This window comes from Bradyrhizobium sp. Cp5.3 (assembly GCF_000426265.1).
Lineage (GTDB): Bacteria > Pseudomonadota > Alphaproteobacteria > Rhizobiales > Xanthobacteraceae > Bradyrhizobium > Bradyrhizobium neotropicale.
In genome coordinates, this window is record NZ_AUFA01000014.1 from 151524 (window position 1) to 173915 (window position 22392).

A 22392-nucleotide genomic window follows, 5' to 3' on the forward strand; every position below is an offset into this window, starting at 1 on the left:
CAGCTGCCGCAAGGAAAAGGTGCAAGCCGCATTCGTTGTGCGCTGCATGAAGGCTAGAGCGCGGACTTCCGTTTCGCAACGGGAACATCGAGGCGTCGCAACCGCACGCCAAGCGTGTTGCGGAGTCGTCATAACTGCGACATCATGAAGCGCCGGTGTACGTGGGGGTAAGCGATGTCGAACAGGTTTACGCAATACATTCTGGCCGCGATGGTGCTGGGCATCGTCATGGGTTCGGCAATCTACAACTTCCTGCCCGACACGCGCGCCGAGTGGGCGTCGTCCATCAACCTGATCGCCATGATGTTCCTGCGCCTGATCAAGATGATCATCGCGCCTTTGGTGTTCGCGACCCTGGTCGGCGGCATCGCCCATATGGGCTCGGGCTCCAAGCTCGGGCGCATCTTCGCCAAGACCATGGGCTGGTTCGTCAGCGCCTCCTTCGTGTCGCTGATGCTGGGCCTCGTCATGGTCAATCTGCTTCAGCCTGGCGCGAACTTCCCCGGTACGCTGCCGGACAAGGCGCAGTCCACCGGCCTGCCGGTCTCTGCCTTCTCGATCGAGAAATTCCTGACCCATCTGATCCCGACCTCGATCGCGGACGCGATGGCGCAGAACGAGATCCTGCAGATCGTGATCTTCGCCGTGTTCTTCTCGGTGGCAATGGGCGCGATGCCCGAGCGTTCCAAGCCGATCCTGGCGCTGATCGACGACATCTCCCACATCATGCTCAAGGTCACGAGCTATGTGATGCTTTTCGCGCCGCTCGCGGTCTGGGCCGCCATCACCGCAACGGTGGCCAGGAACGGCCTCCTGGTGCTGTGGAAGCTGGTCGTCTTCATGGGCGGCTTCTATCTGTCGCTACTGATCCTGTGGGGCATCCTGGTGGTCGTCGGCTTCATCGTGATCGGGCCGCGCTACAGCCATCTGCTGCGGCTGATCCGCGAGCCGCTGATGATCGCGTTCTCGACCGCGAGCTCGGAGGCGGCGTACCCGAAGACGCTGGAGGGCCTGACCAGGTTCGGCGCCTCCTCGCGGATCTCGAGCTTCGTGCTGCCGCTCGGCTACTCCTTCAACCTCGACGGCACGATGATGTACTGCACCTTCGCGAGCATCTTCATTGCGCAGACCTACCACATCGAGATGTCGCTTGCGACGCAGCTCGCGATGCTGGCGACGTTGATGATCACCTCGAAGGGCGTCGCCGGCGTGCCGCGCGCCTCGCTGGTGGTGATCGCATCCACGCTCGCCCAGTTCGGCATTCCCGAGGCAGGCCTGTTGATGATCATGGGCATCGACACCTTCCTCGACATGGGCCGTAGCGCCACCAACGTGATCGGCAACTCGCTCGCCACCGCGGTGGTGGCGAAGTGGGAAGGCGAGCTCGGGCCCGAGCATGCGCTCGGACCCGATGAGGCCGTACCGGGCGACATGGTGCCCGGCGAGGTGCCGGCGATGGCCGGCCATTGATGGGAGTGCCTCATGCGCCCTTCAACGATGATCGCGGGCGGACTGTTGCTGGCGGCGAGTCTGCTGGCAACCGGCGCCTGCGCCCAGAGCGGCGGCAGCGAAGGACTTAGCCCGACGCTGTCGGCGATCAAGAACGCGCACACCGTGCGGCTCGGTTACCGCGAGAGCTCGCTGCCGTTCTCCTTCCTCGACCAGGCGGGCCGTCCGATCGGCTACAGCCTCGAGCTCTGCGAGGCCATCGTCGAGGAGATCGGCACCGAGGTCGACGATCCCAACCTGAAGATCGAATACGTCAAGGTCACTTCCGACGACCGCATCGACGCGGTGCTTCAGAACAAGATCGATCTGGAATGCGGCTCGACCACGGCCAATGCCGAGCGCGGCAAGCGCGTCGCTTTCTCGCCTTTGATGTTCGTCGCCGGCACCAAGCTGATGGTGCCGAAGGCATCCAACGTCGCCGCGATCACTGACCTGAAGGGCAAGACCGTGGTGGTGACGAAAGGCACCACCAACGAGCAGGCGATGCATGCGGCCGACAAGAAGTTCTCGCTCGGCCTGAACATCGTGACCTCGCCGGACCATGAGCAGTCGTTCCAGATGCTCGCCGACGGCAAGGCGGACGCGTTCGCGACCGACGACATCCTGCTCTATGGCCTGATCGTGCGTCACAAGGCGCAGGACAAGTTCCGCGTCACCGGCGACTACCTCTCCTACGATCCCTACGGCATCATGTTCCGCAAGGGCGAGCCGCAGCTCTCCGCCGTGGTCGAGCGCACCTTCCGCAAGCTCGGCTCCAACCACGATCTGGTGCCGCTCTACAACAAATGGTTCATCGCACGGCTTCCCACCGGCGAGCGTCTGAACGTGCCGATCTCGCTGCAACTGGAAGAGGCGTTCAAGGCGATGGACGATTCGGCCAGCGCGAATAATTAGCTTGCTTGCGTTGCTGTGATCGCGCCGCGATCTCGCTGCTATCCCTTCTGCCCTTGTGGGAGAAGGTGGCGCGAAGCGCCGGATGAGGGGTTGCTTCCGCAAGTTCTGTTGCGAGAAGCTCCCGCGCGGAGAGAGACCCCTCACCCGGCTTCGCCGCATGAATTCAACCAGTACTCTCGCCAAACACCCGATCCAGCGCCGCATCATACGTCGCCTGCACGAGGTCCGGATACAGCTTCGCCAGCGCCTCCATCATCACGCCGGAATTGATCTCGAGCACCTGCCAGGCGCCATCGACACGGACCACGTCGACCGATGCGAAGGCGATGCCGATGGCGCTTGCGGCGTCGATGGCGAGTTTCACGCAAGCTGCCCGCACTTCGTCGTCATTGACTAGCACCGGCTGCGCGCCGGCGTCGAGATTGTGCCGCCACGTCAGGACGCGCCGCTCGCCCCTGGGCGCGACCGCGTCCAGTGCCGCTGCATCGAGTTGGTTGAGTTGCTCCTCTTGTCCTGTCGCACGCGCCAAATCGCGCACGCTGTGCACACCGTCGCCGACGACCGACGGCCGCTCCTTGCGGTAGACGATCAGCGGCGTCCGATCGAGCAGGATCACGCGGATCTCCTGTTCGATCTCGACATAGGGCGAGATGACGAGGCCGAGGCTCGACGCAAAGACTTCGCTGACGGCGCGATCGAGTTGATCGGGGCTCGTCGCCCAAAACACGGAGCGGCCCGACGTCCCCTCATTGGGCTTCACCACCACGCCCCGTGGATTTTGCGCCAGCAGCGCCAGCATCGCCTCGCGCCAGCCGGTCTCCGCAACATGCTCGCCCAGGCTGGGATTGAGGAAGAGGCGATGGGCAATGCAGGGCACGCCGCTGAGCGACAGCACCTCCGCGGTTGCGGATTTGTCGTTGGCAAGGCGATGCGCGATGGCGCTGTTGAGGCCGATATCGTACCCAAAGGCGAAGTGGCGCCGCTCGCCTCGGCGCATCGCGATCAGCCAGCCGCCGGAGCGGACATCGACTGTGATGCCATGGTTCGCGCAATAGCGCCTGATCGCCTGAACGAAGATCCGCTCGCCGCCTGCCATGTGTCCAAGTCGTTCCTGTCGCCAGAAGCCGCAAAAATGCGGGAAACGGCGCCAAAGGGAGTGAAAATCAGAGCTATTCTTAATGAAATTCTCGCGAGCGAAACGGAAATTATCTGCTGCGCGGAAGGTCCTTTGAGCAAAGAAATTGCCGCAATGCAGCTATCCAGAGGAAATCGTTAATTTTCCTGTCAAATCAACGGCCAATGCCGGTTTGACCGGCGTCAATTACAGCCGGATCGAGGTTGATTATTAGCCTCAATGGCGTAGATCACACACGCGAAATCCTCCGCCATGGCAAGTGGTGTTCGCCTCGCTTGCAGAGGCCGGGCAACGCTTTTGTCCAAAACCCGCAAATATTCGGAATGTCGAAAAAATGAGCGCGTTTTACCGAGAGAAGGTTCTTTCCGTCCATCACTGGACCGACACGCTGTTCAGCTTCCGTGCCACCCGCGACACCGGCTTCCGCTTCCAGAACGGCCAGTTCGCGATGATCGGCCTCGAGGTCGATGGCCGCCCGCTGCTGCGCGCCTACAGCATGGCGAGCGCCAATCACGAGGAAGAGCTCGAGTTCTTCTCGATCAAGGTCCAGGACGGCCCGCTGACCTCGCGCCTGCAGAAGATCAAGGAAGGCGACACCATCCTGGTCGGCCGCAAGGCGACCGGCACGCTCGTGACCGACAACCTCATTCCCGGCAAGCGGCTGCTGCTGCTGTCGACCGGCACCGGCCTCGCGCCGTTCGCCAGCCTGATCAAGGACCCTGACGTCTATGACCAGTACGAGACCATCGTCCTGGTGCATGGCTGCCGCCAGGTCTCAGAGCTCGCCTATGGCGAGCAGCTCGTCGCAGGCCTTCGCGATGACGAATTGTTCGGGCCGCTGCTCTCCGAGAAGCTGGTCTATTACCCGACCGTGACCCGCGAGCCGTTCCGCAATCGCGGCCGCATCACCGATCTCATCAACTCCGAGCAGCTCTTCAACGATATCGGCCAGTCCCCGCTCGACATCGCCACCGACCGCATCATGATGTGCGGCAGCCCGGCGATGCTGGAGGAGCTGCGCGTCATGTTCGAAGGCCGCAGCTTCATCGAAGGTGCGGGCAACAAGCCCGGCCATTTCGTGATCGAGAAGGCGTTCGTGGAGCGGTGATCGCCGCTCCAGCGAGGGCCCTTCTTCACCTTCCTCCCCCGACTTTGTTATTGGCCCCCGTCGCGGGGGCCTTGTTATAAGCTCGCTCCAAAATCTCGCGCCGATGTTGCGCCGCGAGAGGGGGAGCTGCGCACGTCTTGTCCGTGACCGATCATGATCGTTCGGCAAAGCCGACCGCCTTCGTGCTGGCGGGCGGTGGCAGCTTTGGGGCGATCCAGGTCGGCATGATGCATTCGCTGGCCAAGCACGGGGTCGTCGCGGATTTCGTGGTCGGCTCCAGCGTCGGCGCGATCAACGGCGCCTACTACGCCGGCGATCCCTCGCTCAAGGGCGTCCTCCGCCTGGAGGCGCTGTGGCGCGGCCTGAAGCGCCGCGACGTCTTCCCGGTCACCTGGCGGACCCTGCTCGGCTTCGTGTGGCGGCGGGATTTTCTGATCCCCCATGACGGCATCCGCAGGCTCGTCGAGGATCACCTGCCTTATCGCAATCTCCAGGAGGCCCGGCTTCCCATCCACATCGTCACCACTGATTTCATCTCCGGCGAGAGCGTGGTGCTGTCGGAGGGCCCGGCGGTGGAGGCGATCCTGGCGTCGACCGCGATCCCCGGCGCCTTCACGCCGGTGCATTACCGCAACCGTTTCCTCGCCGACGGCGCGATCTCCTCGAACACGCCGATTCGGGTCGCGATTCAGAAGGGCGCAAAGCGGCTGATCGTGTTGCCGACCGGGCATGCCTGCGCGACCGAGAATCCCCCGGTGGGCGCCGTTGCCAACGCCTTGCACGCCCTGACGCTGCTGATCGCGCGGCAACTGGTCAGCGAGCTGGAAGGGCTGGCTTCCGACATCGAGTATGTCGTGGTGCCGCCGCTCTGTCCGCTGGTGGGCTCGCCTTACGATTTTTCGCGGACCGACGACCATATCGAGCGCGCCATCAAGAGCACCGACGCCTGGCTCGCACAGGATGGCCTCGATCGGCACGGCCATATTCCCCACGAGGCGATGCCGCATGGTCACTGACCTGTCATCTTTTGCAGCGCAAAAGCCCTGCCCATCGGATGGATTGATTTGCGCCGGCCGAATTCGGTAGCCTGAAACCTCAGCCGCGTCACAACCGCAAGAGGGCGTCGGCAATAATGTATCCCGTCATTTTCGACGAGAGGATGTAATCGTGGCCGACAATAACAAAGCGCAAACCTCGCCGCAGGCGGAAGAGAGTGTCGTGGAGACTCTGCTGCTCCCATTCTCGCCGCGCTTCATCGTCCTGACGATCTGCGCGGTCGTCACCGCGCTGCTGATCGGCATCGGCATCGCCGACCACAAGATCTTCGACATCCTGCTGATCCCGATCCTGATCTTCGGCGCGCTGACGCTGCTCGGCATTCGCGATCTGCTCCAGAAGAGCCACGCGGTCCTGCGCAACTACCCGATCTCGGCGCATATCCGGTTCCTGCTCGAGGAGATCCGGCCCGAGATGCGGCAGTATTTCTTCGAGAGCGAGAAGGACGGCATGCCGTTCTCGCGTGACACCCGCGCGGTGGTCTATCAGCGCGCCAAGATGGAGCTCGACAAGCGTCCGTTCGGCACCCAGGAGGACGTCTATCGCGAGGGCTACGAGTGGATGCACCATTCGGTCTCGCCCAAGGCGCATGCCGAGGAGAAATTCCGCATCACCATCGGCGGCCCCGACTGCAAGAAGCCCTACTCGGCGTCGGTGTTCAACATTTCCGCGATGAGCTTCGGTGCGCTCAGTCCGAACGCCGTGCGCGCGCTGAACGCCGGCGCGAAGAAGGGCGGCTTCGCGCATGACACCGGGGAGGGCGGCTTCAGCCCCTATCACCGCGAGATGGGCGGCGACATCATCTGGGAGATCGGCTCGGGCTATTTCGGTTGCCGTCATAGCGACGGCAGCTTCGATCCGGAGGCGTTCGCGCGCGTATCGAGCGAAGACCAGATCAAGATGGTCGAGCTCAAGATCAGCCAGGGCGCCAAGCCGGGCCATGGCGGCGTGCTGCCGGCCGCCAAGGTTTCCGAGGAGATTTCCAAGATTCGCGGCGTCTCGATGGGCGAGGACTGCATCTCGCCGGCCTCGCACCGCGCGTTCTCGACCCCGGTCGGCATGATGCAGTTCGTCGCCGAGATGCGCAGGCTGTCTGGCGGCAAGCCGGCCGGCTTTAAGCTGTGCATCGGTCACCCCTGGGAATTCCTGGCGATCTGCAAGGCGATGCAGGAGACCGGCATCTATCCGGATTTCATCGTCGTCGACGGCAATGAGGGCGGCACCGGCGCCGCGCCGCTGGAGTTCATGGATCATCTGGGCATGCCGATGCGCGAGGGCGTCAATTTCGTCCACAACGCGCTGGTCGGCATCAATGCGCGCGACCGCATCAAGATCGGCGCGTCCGGCAAGATCGCCACCGCCTTCGACATGGCGCGCGCGATGGCGATCGGCGCCGATTGGTGCAATTCGGCGCGTGGCTTCATGTTCTCGCTCGGCTGCATCCAGTCGCTGAGCTGCCACACCGACCGCTGCCCGACGGGCGTGGCGACGCAGGATCCGACCCGGGCGCGCGCGCTCTATGTGCCGCTGAAGATCGACCGCGTGCACAATTATCACCACGCGACGTTGCATTCGCTGGCCGAGCTGATCGCCGCAGCCGGCCTCGACCATCCGCAGCAGTTGCGCCCGATCCACTTCACCCAGCGCAACTCGACGACCGAGGTGCGGTCCTTCGCGCAGCTCTATCCATCGCTGCGCCCGGGCGAGCTGCTCGAAGGCACGGAAGATGCGCGCTTCCGCGACGCCTGGCGGATGGCGCGGGCCGAGACCTTCCAGCCGGCGCTCTGAGGCGCCGGCCCCACCACAGATGCCGGTGAGCTTTCGGCGGGGTAAACTTGCCGCGAGCGGCGCGGGGGCTTAACGTCCGATTCAACTTTAGGTATAGATTCGCCCCATGGATGAACGCCGCGACAAAGCCAGGCACCGTGTGCTGAAGGCCGGAACGATCGAGTTCGGCGGCGGCGCGATCGATTGCACGGTGCGCAACCTCTCCGACACCGGCGCCGCGCTCGACGTCACCAGTCCAGTCGGCATCCCCGAGCATTTCACACTGGTTGTTCCCGCCGACGGCAGGCATCTGGCCTGCCATGTCGTCTGGCGCAAGGAGAAGCGGATCGGGGTGAAATTCGACTGAGGGGTTTGCGTTTGGCCTGAGCTCGAACCCAAGCTGTCGTCCCGGATCTGCGCTCCGCTTCGCTGCGCTTGTCCGGGACGACGAGCGGAGATCGGTGCGGCGCCTTACTCTACGCCCACCTCACGCGGCCGCCTGCGCATCCCTCCGGCTCGCCAGAATCTTGTCGATCCTCCGGCCGTCCAGATCGACCACCTCGACATGCCAGTTGCCGAGGTCGAAGGCATCGCCGACATTCGGCAGCACGTTGAAATGTTGCAGCACGAGGCCCGCGACGGTGTTGTAGCGGTGTGGCGGCAGCTCGATGCCGAGGAGCTCGCCGAATTCGTCGACCGGCATCCAGCCGGAGATCAGCAGCGAGGAGTCCGCCCGCTGGACATAGGCCGGCTCCGGCGGGCCCTCCTCGGAATGAAACGCGCCGACGATCGATTCGAGAATGTCGGCCGCCGTCACCACGCCCTCGAAGGCGCCATACTCGTCATGCACGAGACCGATATGCACCGGCGCAGCCTTCAGGATTGCGAGAACGTCGCGCGCATCTGCTGAGGCCGGAATGATCGGCGTCTCGCGCACCAGCGCGCGTAGATCGGGCGCGCGCTCGCGCATGTAGGCGACGAGCAGATCCTTGGCCTGAAGCACGCCGATCGGCTTGTCGCGGTCGCCGTCGCAGACTGGAAAGCGCGAATGCGGACTTTTGGTAATGAGCGCCTGGATCGCCTCCTGATCGTCGTTGAGATCGATCTCGTCGACCTCCGTGCGCGGCGTCATGACAGCGCCGACCGGACGGTCGCCGAGCCGCATCACGCCGGCGATCATCTCCTTCTCGCCGGGCTCCAGCACGCCCGCGCTTTCGGCCTCGCTGACGAGATGATGGATCTCGTCCTCCGACACCTTCTCCTCCGCCTTGCCGCCGCGGCCGAGCAGCGTGAGGATCAGCCTGCCGGAGAGATCGAGCAGAACGACGAGCGGCAGCGAGATCCGCGCCAGCCAGTGCATTGCCGGCGCGACCTTGACCGCGATGCTCTCGGGGTCGCGCAGCGCCACCTGCTTCGGCACGAGCTCACCGACGATCAGCGTCGCATAGGTGATGAGGGTAACGACGATACCGACGCCGACGATGTCGGCAATGCCGGACGACATGCCGAGCTCGACCAGCCATTGCGTCAGCCGCTGCCCGAGCGTCGCACCCGAGAAGGCGCCCGAGAGCACGCCGACCAGCGTGATGCCGATCTGCACCGTCGAGAGGAATTTTCCGGGATCGGCGGCGAGCGTCAGTGCCCGCTCGGCGCCGCGCACGCCCTTGGCGGCCAACAGCGAGAGCCGGGCAGGGCGGGACGAGACGACCGCCAGCTCGGACATGGACAACAGTCCGTTGATGACGATCAGGACGACGACGATGATGAGTTCGACAGAGAGCATCGAGCGCAATGGGTTGAGGTCCGGTCAGGCGGACGCCCGGCCGAGGGCCTAATATAGCCAATCACTGCGCGGTTTGCCCGGTTCCGATCAAATTGTCGCAGGCGAAATTCAGACGCTCTCGCCGGGGTTTTCCAGGCTGAACGTCTCGGACTGCTCGTCATAGGCGAACAGCTCGGCGTAACGGCCCCAGGACACCACCGTCTTCAGCGTCTCGTCTGCATAGTCTTCGGACATATAGTCCTCGAGCTCGTTGCGGAAGCGCGCCGCGGGTGCGGTGTGCGAGGGGCGCTCGTCGAGCACGCGGCGGATCAGCCCCATCACCGGAACGTAAGTGACGAGGTGTTCGGCGAACAGCCTCTTGCGCGCGTCGGTCTCGAGATGGGCGAAGCGTTTGCCCGCCTCGGTGAGCATCAGGTCGCCTTCGCTCAGCTGAGCGAACCGCAACAGCTGCAGGGACTCGCCGAGATGCAGGATCTCGTCGGCCTCGAGCTGAAGCTGGCTCGCGAGCACCGGCAGGTCAGCGTGTCCGTGATAGGGCGCCCCCGCCAGTGTCTCGATCAGGCCGGACAGCACGTTGGAGGACACGTGGTGCAGGGTCATGCCGACGCCGGAGCCGGGGATGCCTTCGATGGCGGGCGCCTTGGGCTCCGCCCGCTGGGTCATGCGTGCGTAGATGCTGTCGACGAGCTGGCGAAAATGCGGATCGAGCCGGTTGCGCGGATGCGTGAGATCCACCTTGATCTCGGCGGCGACGCGACCTGGATTCGATGAGAACACCAGGATGCGATCGCACATCAAGACTGCTTCCTCGATATTGTGCGTCACCATGAGGATCGACTTGATCGGCAGCCGGCCCTCGATCCAGAGATCGATCAGATCCGTACGCAGCGTCTCGGCGGTGAGCACGTCGAGTGCCGAGAACGGCTCGTCCATCAAGAGCAGGTCCGGATGTACGACCAGCGCCCGGGCAAAGCCGACGCGCTGGCGCATGCCGCCCGAGAGTTCCTTGGGGTAGGCCGATTCGAACCCATCGAGGCCGATCAGGTCGATTGCCGCCAGCGCGCGCGTGCGGCGCTCGGTGGCATCCACGCCGAGCGCTTCGAGCCCAAGCTCGACGTTTTGCAGCACCGTCAGCCAGGGAAATAGCGCGAATGACTGGAACACCATGGCGACGCCGTTCGGCGGCCCGATGATGCTCTCGCCCCGACAGGTTGCTTGTCCCGAGGACGGAGCCACCAGACCGGCGATGATCCGCAGCAATGTAGACTTGCCGGAGCCGGAACGGCCAAGCAGGCCGACGATCTCGCCCGAGCGGATGGTCAGATCGACCTTCTCCAGCACCAACAGCTCCTCGCCGCTGCCCTTCGGAAAGGACCGGCAGACACCACGAATATCGATAAGGGCAGAAGCTTTATCGAGCATGATGGCCTCCTCCTCACCCGAGCCGCAGGCGGCGCTCGCCGAAGGCGTAGAGCGGCCGCCAGACCAGACGATTGAACAACGTCACCAAGATGCACATCGTGGCGATTCCGAGAACGACGCGTGGGAAGTCGCCGGCCTCCGTCGCGGAAGCGATATAGGCGCCGAGCCCGGTTGCCTTCAGATGCGTGTCGCCCCAACTCGCGACCTCCGCGACAATCGACGCATTCCAGGAGCCGCCGGAAGCGGTGATCGCGCCGGTGACGTAATAGGGGAAGATTCCGGGAATGATCACCTTGAACCACCACCGCCATCCACCAAGGTGGAGACTGCTGGCGGCCTCGCGCAGATCGCTCGGAAAGGCGCTGGCGCCCGCGATGACGTTGAACAGGATGTACCATTGTGTGCCCAGGATCATCAGCGGGCTCAACCAGAAATTGGGGTTGAGCCTGAAGCTGACGATGGCGACGACGAAGACGGGAAAGGCGAGATTGGCCGGAAACGCGGCGAGAAACTGTGCCAGCGGTTGGATGCGTTCGGCCAGTTTCGGACGCAGACCGATCCAGACGCCGACCGGCACCCAGATCAGCGTTGCGAGGCTGATCAGGACGACGACGCGCAACAGCGTGATCAGCCCGTCACGGATCACGATGAGGACGTCGGGCAGGCCGAGACTTGCCGAGAGGTAATGATAGGTCAGCCAGCCCGCGTAGGCGGTCCCGGCGAGAATGAGCGCGATCCAGACCCCGTCGATCAGCCGCGATGGCCGGCCTTTGGCTTTGGTCGCCGGCCGCTGTTTTGGCAGCGGAATGCGGAAGTTCGAGATCGCGCGGTTGACCGCCGAAAAGGGAAGCGTGAGAGCGCGCAGCGCCCGGGTCCGGCGAAACAGGTCGAGCACCCAGGAAGCTGGCGCCTCGCCGGACGCCGTCTGCTCGAAGCGGAATTTGTCGGCCCAGGCGACGATGGGGCGGAACAGCAATTGATCGTAGGCGATGATGACGAGCAGCATCGCCAGGATGGCGTAGAAGATCGCGGGCAAATCTTGCTGCTGGATGCCCAGCGCGACATAGGAGCCGATTCCCGGCAAGGTCACCGTGGTATTGCCGACCGTGATCGCTTCCGAAGCGACGACGAAGAACCAGCCTCCCGACATCGACATCATTGCGTTCCAGATCAGTCCGGGCATCGCGAAGGGCACATCGAGGCGCCAGAAGCGTTGCCAGCCCGACAAGTGAAAGCTCTGCGTGGCCTCTTCCAGATCCTTCGGCACGTTGCGCATGGACTGATACATGCTGAACGTCATGTTCCAGGCCTGACTGGTGAAGATTGCGAACACCGAGGCAAGCTCGGCGCCGAGCACCTGACTCGGAAACAAGTTCATGAAGAAGACGACGGTGAAAGTCAGGAACCCCAGGATTGGCACCGACTGGAGGATGTCCAGCACCGGGATCATGACCATTTCCGCGCGCCGGCTCTTGGCGGCGATCGCCGCGTAGATGAAGGTGAAAACCGTCGAACAAACGATCGCCAGCAGCATCCTCAGGACCGTGCGTAGCGCATAGAGCGGCAGGTTTGCCGGATCGAGCGAGACCGGCGTGCGTTCGAGCTCGGACAGGGGCGCGGTGGTCTGCTCGCCGCCATAGACGATCAGCACCATGGCGCCGATCACCAGGACCAGTGCCACAACGTCCCAGACATTGGGGCGCAGCGCCCGGCCGATCGAGGCCGCACGTAAATCTCGTGGCTTCATACGGCCCATCCCTGGGCTAGAACTCCGCGTGCAGGCGGCCCGAGAAGATCGAGACCGGGCCACGGTCGGCATTGTAGGCGGGATTGACGACGAGCTGATAGTCGGCCGTCAGGGTGACGTTCTTGATCACCGAATAGGCGTAGTAGGCTTCGAGAATGCTTTCGTTGCGATAGTTGAGCTGCCCGTCGCCGATCAGCAGACCTAAGCCGCCCGCGGCCAGGAAATCGCGATGCGAGGGCGAGAGCCCGTTGATCGCGCCGCCGATGCCGACGGTGTCGTCCGGCCGTCCCCAGCGGCTGCCCTTGATCGAGACACCGCCGGAGAGACTGCGATCGATGTCGGTGAAGGACAGGATCTGGTTGTGGCCGTCGTTCCAGCTTGCGCGCGCGAACAGTCCGACGTCCTTGACGATCTGCTGCTCGAGATTGACGTAGAAGCCGTATTTGGGCCGGGTGCGCTGGGTCGCGGTGGCGATGTCGTTGATGTCGAGCGCCGGATTTGCCGCAGCAAGGTCCAGCACGTCGCGGTAGTTGGCGGTGTTGCCGCTGTTGGCAAAGACGCCGACGCGCAGTTTGCCGGGCTGCTCGAAGATCGCATGGCGTTCTTCGAACTCGACCACCGTGCCGCCTGTCTTGAAGGTGAGCACGTCGCTGTTGGGCGCGGCCGGCACCTGGAACAGGCCGGCGCGGATCGCCCAGTCCTTGCGGTTCAGCTCGACCACGGCGCCGCGGGTATAGCCGGGAAGATCGGCCGGGAAGTCGTAAGCCGCCGACGCCCACATCGCCCAGTTCATGAAGTCGGCGCGCGGATCCTTGGCGTAAGCATTGCCGTCGAAGAAATCGCCGACGGCAAAACGGCCGACGATCAGCGTGACGCGGTCGATGTCGCGCTTGCCTGCGAGCTGGTTCGGCGCGTCGGCGACCTCTTCCTGCTCGCCGCCGAGGCCGAAGGTCTGCTTGAGGTAGTAGCGTTGCGGCCGGATCTTCGGGAATGCCGCGCCGGCCTTCTGCGCTTCGCCGTTGGAAAAGCCGCCAAGGCCGAGCGTGCCGGCGAGGCCAAAGCCCTGTGCCAGCTCGGGGTTGAAGTAGAACTCGCCGCCGTCCCACAGGCGCGCGCCCAGGAAGGCAGTCGTCGTCCACGTCGCTTGCAGCTGGCCGCCGCCGGGAAGGCTTTGCGGACCTGCATAGGGCGAGTGGATCGGCCCATAGCCCTGCGGCAGGAACGTCGTTTGCGCGTGGACATTCCAGTCGTTGGATTCGGGCAGTTTCGTCTTGCCGTCGACGGACGGCACCCACGGCGTGTCGCCGAACTGATAGTTCAGGCCGAGCTTGAACAGGTGGATGCGTGGCTCGACGTTGACATTGTTGAAGCCGAAGCTGCTCAGATCGTAAGTGTGGCGCGACAGATCGACATATTCGTACTCGGCCTTTGCGGTCCAGTTGCCGCTGACGGCGTATTCGAGACCAAGTCCGGCCGTCCAACCCGCCTGGTAGTGTCCGGAGCGCGCGATGATGTTGGCGCCGCCGGGGTCGTTGATGTCGACATGGGTGTGTCCCCAGGCGACGCCGCCGGTGACATAGGGCATCAAGCGGCCGAACGCGTAACCGATGCGGCCGCGCACGGTGCCGACATAGTCGATCGTGGTGTTGAAAGGTTGAGGGTCCCGGCCCAGCGCCGGCGTATCCAGCGGGCCGGGGAACGTGGCATCCGCCTCGATGCCGAGAACGACGTTGTTGGCGAATTGGCGATTGTAGCCGAGCTGATAGCCGCCGTTCAGTCCGGTCGCGCTGTGCGGCAGGAACACGCCCTGCTCCGGCAGCGGATGGGTGCTCTGCCCGAAGCTCGCATCGCCATAGCCGAAATGGCCGCCGACATAGAAACCGGTCCAGTCATAGAGAGTTCTTGCCGCCCGGGCTTTCAGCGGCAGGTCAGCTGCAAGACCTGTGGCGGGCAGGATCAGTACGCTGATTGCGGCGGCTGTTCCCAAGACCCGCTGTCGGTGACCTCTCAACGTCAAACGCACGTCCCCCAGACGCAAATGTGCCCCACCGCTCGGACATCCCTGCCGATTCGCGGCCATCCTGTCATCAGGTTCTGGTTGTTCACCCGAACCGAGCAAATGATCCTGGCTCGGCGCGATTTCTTCCCAAGTCCCTGCGCTTGTTGTGGACCTTATTGCGAGTAATTCGCAATAGCAACTGGCAGGGATTGCCGCAGACGATGGTTCGCATCCTTGTGTGACAGCGCTGCAACAAACTCCGGGCCCGAAAATGGATGACCCGCCCGGGGGGGACAACCGGGCGGGTCGGGGGCACGACACGGGGTGGATGAGGCGCCCGTGTCGGACGCAGGATCCACTTAAGATCGGCCTCAGGTCCTCAAATCAGTAGCAGGTACGAACGCGGCCGACGTACTGGCCGAAGGCGTTGTACTGGGCGACCCAGCCGCAGCGGCGATAGCCGTAGTAATAGGGCTCGTTGCTGGCGGCGATCGCGGTGCCGACGATGGCGGCGGTGGCGATGCCGGCGCCGACACCCCAGCCCCAGCCGAGCGGCTTGGCTTCGGCCTGCGAGGTGGTGGTGACGATGCTGCCGGTGACGGCGAGGGCAGCGAGAGCGACTGCGGCAATTTTGGTCTTGATCGACATGTGAAACTCCATCCGGGTTGAGGCGGTTCGTTGTGGCCCGCGTGCCCAATTGGACGGGGGCTTGCCGCGTCCGGTTCGAAGCCGCCCGATGCGACCATCGAGACCAACGCTTTCCTGAATGTTTCCAGATGGATGCGGGCTAGCCGAGCGGGCCCTTGGCGAGCCTGCTCACGTCGAAGTTATCGACCTCGGCAAGCAGCTCGCAGAAGGCGCGCGCGCCCTGGCCGAGAAGCCTTTCGCCTTTCTCCGGCGTGGCCAGCGTCGCATTGCCGACGGCACCACTCGTGTTGAGGTCTTGCGCCTGCCAGGCGAACGGCGCGGGGCGCTGCGTCGACAGCCAGCGATACTGCTTTTCCATCGCGATGCTGCTCGCGGGAAAATCCGCGATCGCATCCTCGCGCACCTGATCGGGATAGCGCGCCAGCATGATCGAGGTCTCGACCGCGCCGCCATGGATGCCGTGGCGTACTTCCTCGGCCGGGAACAACGTGTCCGCGCCAGATAGCCGCGACCACGATGTCGTCACCACGAACAGCTTCTGATGCGCGCGAAGATCCTGCGCCACCAGCATCATTGCCGCGCTGTTGCCGCCATGGCTGGTGATGATGACGAGCTTCTTCACGCCGCGCCGCGCGACGTCTTCGCCAAGTCCGGTCCAGGCCTTGAGCGCAACGTCGGTCGGCAGCGTCAACGTGCCCGGATAGTCGATATGTTCGGTGGAAATTCCGACCGGTTGAACGGGCAGGAAAGTCGCCGGGATATTCGCGGGCAACAGCTCCCGCACGCGCGCCAGATAAGCGTCCGCGATCAGGACGTCGGTCTCAAACGGCAGATGCGGGCCGTGCTGCTCGGTCGCCGCCAGCGGCAGCACCGCGATCCAGCGGGCAACCTCCGCTGGGCTGGCGTCTGCCCAGGAGATTTCGGTCCAGTCGCGGGAAGGCGTCATAGCGTTTTCTTTGGAGGTTTCTTTGCGCGAATTTGTCACGTAGTTTGGTGTTATCAGGGGACGCGGGCCGGGCCGGCTCGCGTCCCCGAACTTCTTGCGGTTTTATCGCGTTGGTTTGGCATCGGCTAGAAGCGATCGACGGAGTGCCATTATGACCCCCTCTCATCTGCGGCGAGCGTTAACGGCGGGCTTGCTGGCCGCTTTCGCGTCGCTTCTCCCGGCGCGCGCCGAGACCCTGGACAAGGTCACCTTCGGCACCAACTGGGTCGCCGAGGCCGAGCATGGCGGCTTCTTCCAGGCGGTTGCCGACGGCACCTACAAGCGCTACGGCCTCGACGTCACCATCGTTCCCGGCGGGCCCAACGAGAACAACCGGATGCTGCTGATCGCCGGCAAGATCGATTTCTTCATGGCTGCGAACACGCTGATGTCGTTCGATGCGATCACCAACAACGTTCCGGTGGTCACGATCGCCGCGATCTTCCAGAAGGATCCGCAGGTGATGCTGACGCATCCGGATGCGAAGGTCGCAAAGATCGAGGACCTCAAGCCGCTGACGCTGTTCGTCTCCAAGGAGGGCATGACCAGCTACTTCCAGTGGCTGAAATCCGAATACGGCTTCAGCGAGAAGAACGTCCGCCCCTATAATTTCAATCCGCAGCCCTTCATCGCCAATCCGAAGAGCGCGATGCAGGGCTACGTGACGTCCGAGCCCTTCGCGGTGGAGAAGGCGGCCGGCTTCAAGCCCAACGTGCTCCTGCTCGCCGATTACGGCTTCAACACCTATTCGACCCTGATCGAGACTCGCCACGACATGGTCGAGAAGAAGCCCGATCTGGTGCAGCGCTTCGTCGATGCCTCCATCGTCGGCTGGAACAATTACATCTACGGCGACAACTCCGCCGGCAATGCCATGATCAAGAAGCTCAATCCGGAGATGACCGACGAGCTGCTCGCCTATTCCGTTGCCAAGATGAAGGAGTACGGCATCGTCGACTCCGGCGACTCCCTGAAGAACGGGATCGGCGCAATGAGCGACGAGCGCTACACCTCGTTCTTCGACAAGATGGTCAAGGCCGGTGTCGTGAAGCGCGATATCGACTATCGCAAGTCCTATACGCTGCGCTTCGTCAACAAGGGCGTCGGCGTCGAGTTGCGCCCCGCCAAGCCGTAACGCAAGGTCCATGTCAGACGTCAAAATTTCGTCCGGGGTCGAGGCCGGCCTGACGGCGCTGGCCGTCAGCCTGCGCGACGTGACGAAGACCTACGACAACGGCGTCATGGCGCTCGGCCCGTTCGATCTCGCCGTGCGCAAGGGCGAGTTCATCTCGCTGCTCGGACCGTCCGGCTGCGGCAAGTCCACCGCGCTGCGCCTGATCGCGGGGTTAGGTGCGCCCTCGTCCGGCACGGTGCGGGTGTCGCGCCATGAGGGCGCGGCGCAGCCGGGCCACGGCATCGGCTTCGTGTTCCAGGAGCCGACCCTGATGCCCTGGACCAGCGTGCGCGAAAACGTACGCCTGCCGCTGAAGCTCGCGCGCGTGCCGAAGGCCGAGGCCCGCGCCCGTGTCGATGAGGCGCTCGCAAGCGTCGGGCTTGCCGAATTCACCGATGCCTTTCCGCGCGAACTCTCCGGCGGCATGAAGATGCGGGTGTCGCTGGCGCGCGCGCTGGTCACCGATCCCGACATTCTCCTGATGGACGAGCCTTTCGCCGCGCTCGACGAGATCACGCGCTTTCGCCTCAACAACGATTTGCTCGCGCTGTGGCGGGGCCTGGGCAAGACCATCATCTTCGTCACCCATTCGGTGTTCGAGTCCGTCTACCTGTCGCAGCGCGTCGTGGTGATGACGGCGCGGCCCGGTCGCATCCAGGCCGACATCCGCATCGAGACGGTCGAACCGCGCGGCGAGGAATTCCGCACCTCGTCGGCTTATGCCGATTATTGCCGCAAGGTGTCGGCGGCGCTTGCGCCGTCCTATTCGGGACAGTCGATGCTATGAGCGCGCAGTCCTCCGCCCCCGCAAAGCCGTCGGCCGCGCAGCGCGCGGTCCGCTTCGTGCTTCCCGTCATCGTCTTTGCCGCGGGCTTGGCTGCCTGGGAACTTGTGGTTCGCGTCAAGGAGGTCCCGCCTTACGTGCTGCCGGCACCGTCGGCCATCTTCCTGACGCTGATCAACGATTGGGCGGTGCTGTCACAATCGCTCGCCACCACGCTGCTCACCACGCTTGAGGGTTTTGTGGCGGCGAGCATCGGCGGCATTGCGCTGGCGCTGTTGTTCAACCAGTCGAAATGGGTTGAATATTCGCTGTTCCCCTACGCCGTCGTGCTCCAGGTCACGCCGGTGATCGCGATTGCGCCGCTGCTCCTGATCTATCTGGAGCAGCAGACCGCGGTCGTCGTCTGCGCCTTCATTGTCGCCTTCTTCCCGGTGCTGTCGAACACCACGCTGGGGCTGAACTCGGTCGATCGCAACCTTGCCGGCTTGTTCCACCTCTATGAGGCATCCGGGCCGCAGACCCTGCGGTTTCTGAAACTGCCATCGGCGCTGCCCTATATCCTCGGCGGTCTGCGCATCGCCGGCGGACTGTCGCTGATCGGTGCCGTCGTGGCCGAAATTGCGGCGGGCACCGCCGGGGCAGGGTCCGGGCTCGCCTATCGGATCGCCGAATCCGGCTACCGTCTCAACATACCCCGCATGTTCGCAGCGCTGCTTTTGCTGTCGCTTGCCGGGATTGTCATTTATGGGTTGCTGGCGCTAATTTCGCACCTCGTTTTACGGCGCTGGCATGAAAGCGCGCTTGGAAAGGAAAGCTGATGACGACCGGTTCGATTTCGTCCGAAAAGATCGACCTCCTGATCTATGGGCCGGTGCGGCCGATCCTCGACAACGGTTTTTCCGATCATTTCGTCGTGCACAAGGCCGAGACGCGGGCCGATCTGGAACGGCTGACGCCGGCGGTTCGCGAAAAGATCCGCGGCGTCGCGGTGACCTATCACACCGTGCGTGCCGACAAGGATTCGCTGTCGCACTTCCCGAAGCTGGAGATGGTGGCGAGCTTCGGTGTCGGTTATGACCACATCGATACGGCCTATGCGCGCGAGCACAACGTCATCGTCACCAACACGCCGGACGTGCTGACGGAAGAAGTCGCCGACGTCGCGATGGGCCTTCTGCTCGCGACCTTGCGTGAGTTCATCAAGGCCGACCGCTACGTGCGCTCCGGCCTGTGGCAGACGCAGAATTATCCCCTCAGCGTCGGTTCGCTGCGCGACCGCAAGGTCGGCATCGTCGGCATGGGGCGGATCGGCCAGGCCATTGCGCGCCGGCTCGACGCCTCGCTGGTGCCGGTGGTCTATCATTCGCGCAATCCGGCAAAAGACGTCTCCTACAAGCACTATCCCGACCTGATCGAGATGGCGAAGGCCGTGGACACGCTGATGGTCATCGTGCCCGGCGGCGCCAGCACCAACAAGATGATCAATGCCGAAGTGCTCAAGGCGCTCGGGCCGCGCGGCGTGCTGGTCAACGTTGCGCGCGGCTCGGTGGTCGACGAGCCGGCGCTGATCCAGGCGCTGAAGTCCGGCATCATCCTCGCCGCCGGCCTCGACGTGTTCGCGGCCGAGCCGAACGTGCCCGACGAGCTCAAGGCGATGCAGAACGTCGTGCTGCTGCCACATATCGGCTCGGCGTCGGTGGTCACGCGCAATGCGATGGACCAGCTCGTGGTCGACAATCTCAAGACCTGGTTTGCCGGCAAGGCGCCGTTGACGCCGGTGGCGGAAACTCCGGCGAAGGGCCGCTGATGACAGCTCTTCGGGTCGCTGCATTGGCCATCGCGGCATGTATCGCCGCGATGAGCCCTGCGCGGGCGCAGGATGCGACGACCCTGAAGAAAGACATGGTCGGGCAGTGGGAGCTCTCGACCACCGAGCGCAGCAAGACCTGCGTCGTCACGCTCAAGGGCGATGCCGCTGGTCACGGCTTCAAGCTCGAGCTGGAGCCGGCCTGCAGGACCGCGCTGCCGTTCACCAAGGACATCGTCGCCTGGAGCGTCAAGGGCCTCGATATCGTTCGCCTGCAGGATGCGACCGGTGAAGCCGTGATCGACTTCACCGAGGTCGAGGCCGGGATCTTCGAAGGCCTGCGGCAGGGCGAGGGCGTCTACATCCTGCAAGACCTCGCCGCAGCCCGCTCGATGGCCAAGTCGATGGACCAGATGATCGGCGACTGGGCCATGGTGCGTGGCAACGGCCAGCCGGTTTGCGGCCTGACGCTGACCAACACCGAAGCGGGCCCGGATAATTTCCAGGTCTTCCTCAAGCCGAAATGCGATCCCGCCATCGCGCAGTTCAATCCGACGCAATGGCGGCTCGAGCGCGGCCAGATCATCCTGATGTCGAAGGCCGGCGAGACCTGGCAGTTCGAGGCCGATGACAACGCGCAATGGCGCCGCGTCCCCGACACCGCCGATCCCCTGATCATGCTGCGGCAATAATTTTCCCCGCGGATGTCGATTCGGCTGGGGTTCGATCGTCACATCCATAGCGAGCCGGTTTGCGGCCGGAGCGGCTGCTGCTCGCGCCAAGGGAGTTTTTCATGCGCTTCATGTACATCGTCACCTCCAGCCAGCCGATGGCTGCCCCGACCCCGGCGCTGATGGAGGCCATGCAGAAAATATCCGAGCGGGAGATCAAGGCCGGTCGAATGATCGACAATGGCGGCCTGATGCCGCTTTCGACCGGCGCACGGGTGCGGATCGTCGACGGCGAGCTCAGCGTCATCGACGGTCCCTTCGTCGAGGCCAAGGAGGTGATCGGCGGCTACGCCATCTTCGAGCTGCGTGACAAGGAGGAAGCCTTGGCCATGGCGAAGGAATTCATGCAGCTGCACCTCGACCACATGCCGGGCTGGGACGGTACCTGCGAATTGCGGGCATTCGCCACGCCGGACATGGACGAGGCCTGCCGGATCGACGCGCGGTCCAGGGCGGCCGCCCACGCCTGATGGGTGCCATCGCTCGTCTCAGTCGGCGGCGATGACGGCCGCCGACACCGATCGTGCGATCCGTGCCGCCTGGCGCGTCGTGCAGCCGCGGCTGATCACGACGCTGTCGCGCATGCTGCGCGACGTGCCGCTTGCGGAGGAATTGACCCAGGACGCACTGGTTGCCGCGCTGGAAGCCTGGCCGCTCAGCGGAGTGCCGGACAATCCCGGCGCCTGGCTGGTTGCGACAGCCAAGCGCCGTGCGCTCGACCATTTGCGCCGGGCCAAAATGCTCACCCGCAAGCAGGAGGTGCTGACGCGCGACCTGATGCAGGAGCAGGAAGCGATGCCGGATTTCGACGCCGCCCTCGACGACGACATCGATGACGAATGGCTGCGGTTGATCTTCACCGCCTGTCATCCGCTGCTGCCGCGGCAGGCCCGCGCGGCGCTGGCGCTGCGCATGATATGCGGCCTGACCACCGATGAGATCGCACGCGCCTTCCTGGTCACGGAGGCAACCATCGCCCAGCGCATCGTCCGCGCCAAGCGCACGCTCTCGCGGTCGGGCCTCGCCTACGAGACCCCGAGCGGCGAGGCGCTTTCCGAGCGTCTCGCCTCGGTGCTCGAGGTCGTCTATCTCATCTTCAACGAGGGCTACGCGGCCTCACGCGGCGAGGAATGGTTGCGGCCGCAGCTCTGCGACGAGGCTCTGCGCATGGGGCGGGTGCTGGTTGGGCTCGCGCCGCTCGAGCCGGAGGTGCACGGTCTCACGGCGCTGATGGAGCTGAATGCCGCGCGGACGCGGGCCCGCACCGGCATCGATGGCGAGCCCATCCTGCTGATGGACCAGGATCGCAGGCTCTGGGACAGGCTCCAGATCGGCCGCGGCCTTCGCGCGCTCGATCGCGCGCGCGAGCTCGGCGGTGCCGGCGGGTTCTACACGCTGCAGGCCATGATCGTCGCGTGTCACACTACGGCCGAGAGCGCCGCAGCCACCGATTGGCGACGCATCGCGGAGCTCTATGGTCAGCTTGCGGCGCTGGTGCGCTCGCCCGTGATCGAGCTCAACCGGGCGGTCGCGCTTGGCATGGCCGAAGGGCCACAGGCCGGGCTCGATCTCGTGGACCTGATCGCGGATGAGCCGGCACTCAGGGCGTATCACCATCTCCAGGCTGTCCGCGGCGACCTCCTGCAAAGGCTCGGCCGCTTCGCCGAGGCGCGCGTATCGTTCGAGACCGCTGCCCGTCTTGCGACCAATGCGCGCGAGCGCGTGTTGATGGAACGACGCGCGGCAGCCATGGCCGATGTCGACGGCACGGCTTGAGCCTCGCCGGAGCCGCTGCGATGACAACGCGCAATGGCGGCGCGTTCCCGACACCGCCGATCCGCTG

The 22392-nt window shown here is 64.3% G+C and carries 20 protein-coding genes; 13 read left to right on the forward strand and 7 right to left on the reverse strand.

All coding sequences use genetic code 11. The features are described 5' to 3' along the window. The first annotated feature begins 174 nt into the window (after positions 1-174). A complete protein-coding gene (locus K289_RS0121910) occupies positions 175-1470 on the forward strand; it encodes a dicarboxylate/amino acid:cation symporter (RefSeq protein WP_027553500.1) in 1296 nt (431 codons plus the stop codon). Positions 1471-1482: 12 nt separating this feature from the next. After that, a complete protein-coding gene (locus K289_RS0121915) occupies positions 1483-2403 on the forward strand; it encodes an amino acid ABC transporter substrate-binding protein (protein WP_027553501.1) in 921 nt (306 codons plus the stop codon). Between the two features lie 163 nt (positions 2404-2566). Here K289_RS0121915 and K289_RS0121920 read toward each other — a convergent pair whose 3' ends face one another. After that, a complete protein-coding gene (locus K289_RS0121920) occupies positions 2567-3499 on the reverse strand; it encodes a RimK family alpha-L-glutamate ligase (protein WP_027553502.1) in 933 nt (310 codons plus the stop codon). Positions 3500-3872: 373 nt separating this feature from the next. Here K289_RS0121920 and K289_RS0121925 point away from each other — a divergent pair, with 373 nt between their 5' ends. From K289_RS0121925 to K289_RS0121940, 4 genes are all read left to right on the forward strand, one after another. Beyond that, positions 3873-4646 carry a ferredoxin--NADP reductase gene (locus K289_RS0121925; RefSeq protein ID WP_027553503.1) on the forward strand — a complete coding sequence of 258 codons (774 nt, stop codon included), beginning with the start codon at positions 3873-3875 and terminating at the stop codon, positions 4644-4646. 137 nt (positions 4647-4783) lie between these two features. Further along, the gene (locus tag K289_RS0121930; protein WP_027553504.1) at positions 4784-5662 is read left to right on the forward strand and encodes a patatin-like phospholipase family protein; all 879 of its coding nucleotides are present in this window, start codon (positions 4784-4786) and stop codon (positions 5660-5662) included. 151 nt (positions 5663-5813) lie between these two features. Continuing rightward, positions 5814-7490: an FMN-binding glutamate synthase family protein gene (locus K289_RS0121935; RefSeq protein ID WP_027553505.1), complete on the forward strand. Its 1677-nt coding sequence runs from the start codon at positions 5814-5816 to the stop codon at positions 7488-7490. 106 nt (positions 7491-7596) lie between these two features. Beyond that, complete coding sequence (locus K289_RS0121940; protein WP_027553506.1) at positions 7597-7836, forward strand: PilZ domain-containing protein; 240 nt, start codon at positions 7597-7599, stop codon at positions 7834-7836. Positions 7837-7956: 120 nt separating this feature from the next. On the opposite strand, the gene K289_RS0121945 is transcribed toward K289_RS0121940, so the two are convergent. From K289_RS0121945 to K289_RS0121970, 6 genes are all read right to left on the reverse strand, one after another. Next, positions 7957-9252, reverse strand: a complete 1296-nt coding sequence (locus tag K289_RS0121945; RefSeq protein ID WP_027553507.1) for a hemolysin family protein — start codon at positions 9250-9252, stop codon at positions 7957-7959. Between the two features lie 108 nt (positions 9253-9360). Beyond that, the gene (locus K289_RS0121950; protein ID WP_027553508.1) at positions 9361-10674 is read right to left on the reverse strand and encodes an AAA-associated domain-containing protein; all 1314 of its coding nucleotides are present in this window, start codon (positions 10672-10674) and stop codon (positions 9361-9363) included. A gap of 13 nt (positions 10675-10687) precedes the next feature. After that, entirely contained in the window at positions 10688-12421 is a 1734-nt protein-coding gene (locus K289_RS0121955) for an ABC transporter permease subunit (protein ID WP_027553509.1), read from the reverse strand. A gap of 16 nt (positions 12422-12437) precedes the next feature. Then, the gene (locus tag K289_RS0121960; protein ID WP_084788676.1) at positions 12438-14501 is read right to left on the reverse strand and encodes a carbohydrate porin; all 2064 of its coding nucleotides are present in this window, start codon (positions 14499-14501) and stop codon (positions 12438-12440) included. A 303-nt stretch (positions 14502-14804) separates the two neighbouring features. After that, the gene (locus K289_RS0121965) at positions 14805-15068 is read right to left on the reverse strand and encodes a hypothetical protein (RefSeq protein ID WP_027553511.1); all 264 of its coding nucleotides are present in this window, start codon (positions 15066-15068) and stop codon (positions 14805-14807) included. 139 nt (positions 15069-15207) lie between these two features. Beyond that, entirely contained in the window at positions 15208-16014 is an 807-nt protein-coding gene (locus tag K289_RS0121970) for a creatininase family protein (protein ID WP_027553512.1), read from the reverse strand. 151 nt (positions 16015-16165) lie between these two features. Here K289_RS0121970 and K289_RS0121975 point away from each other — a divergent pair, with 151 nt between their 5' ends. The 7 genes from K289_RS0121975 (at position 16166) to K289_RS0122005 (ending at position 22325) form a co-directional block, all read left to right on the forward strand. Then, a complete protein-coding gene (locus tag K289_RS0121975; protein WP_027553513.1) occupies positions 16166-17188 on the forward strand; it encodes an ABC transporter substrate-binding protein in 1023 nt (340 codons plus the stop codon). Positions 17189-17198: 10 nt separating this feature from the next. Continuing rightward, the gene (locus K289_RS0121980) at positions 17199-18014 is read left to right on the forward strand and encodes an ABC transporter ATP-binding protein (RefSeq protein ID WP_027553514.1); all 816 of its coding nucleotides are present in this window, start codon (positions 17199-17201) and stop codon (positions 18012-18014) included. Beyond that, the gene (locus tag K289_RS0121985; protein ID WP_027553515.1) at positions 18011-18829 is read left to right on the forward strand and encodes an ABC transporter permease; all 819 of its coding nucleotides are present in this window, start codon (positions 18011-18013) and stop codon (positions 18827-18829) included. The genes K289_RS0121980 and K289_RS0121985 overlap by 4 nt, the downstream gene beginning before the upstream one ends. Further along, the gene (locus K289_RS0121990) at positions 18829-19818 is read left to right on the forward strand and encodes a 2-hydroxyacid dehydrogenase (protein ID WP_027553516.1); all 990 of its coding nucleotides are present in this window, start codon (positions 18829-18831) and stop codon (positions 19816-19818) included. Before K289_RS0121985 ends, K289_RS0121990 begins: the two co-directional genes overlap by 1 nt. Continuing rightward, positions 19818-20510 carry an AprI/Inh family metalloprotease inhibitor gene (locus K289_RS0121995; protein WP_027553517.1) on the forward strand — a complete coding sequence of 231 codons (693 nt, stop codon included), beginning with the start codon at positions 19818-19820 and terminating at the stop codon, positions 20508-20510. Before K289_RS0121990 ends, K289_RS0121995 begins: the two co-directional genes overlap by 1 nt. A gap of 101 nt (positions 20511-20611) precedes the next feature. Beyond that, positions 20612-21019, forward strand: coding sequence for a YciI family protein (locus K289_RS0122000; protein WP_027553518.1), 408 nt, complete (start codon positions 20612-20614; stop codon positions 21017-21019). 31 nt (positions 21020-21050) lie between these two features. Next, complete coding sequence (locus K289_RS0122005; protein WP_027553519.1) at positions 21051-22325, forward strand: RNA polymerase sigma factor; 1275 nt, start codon at positions 21051-21053, stop codon at positions 22323-22325. The last annotated feature ends 67 nt before the right edge of the window (positions 22326-22392 follow it).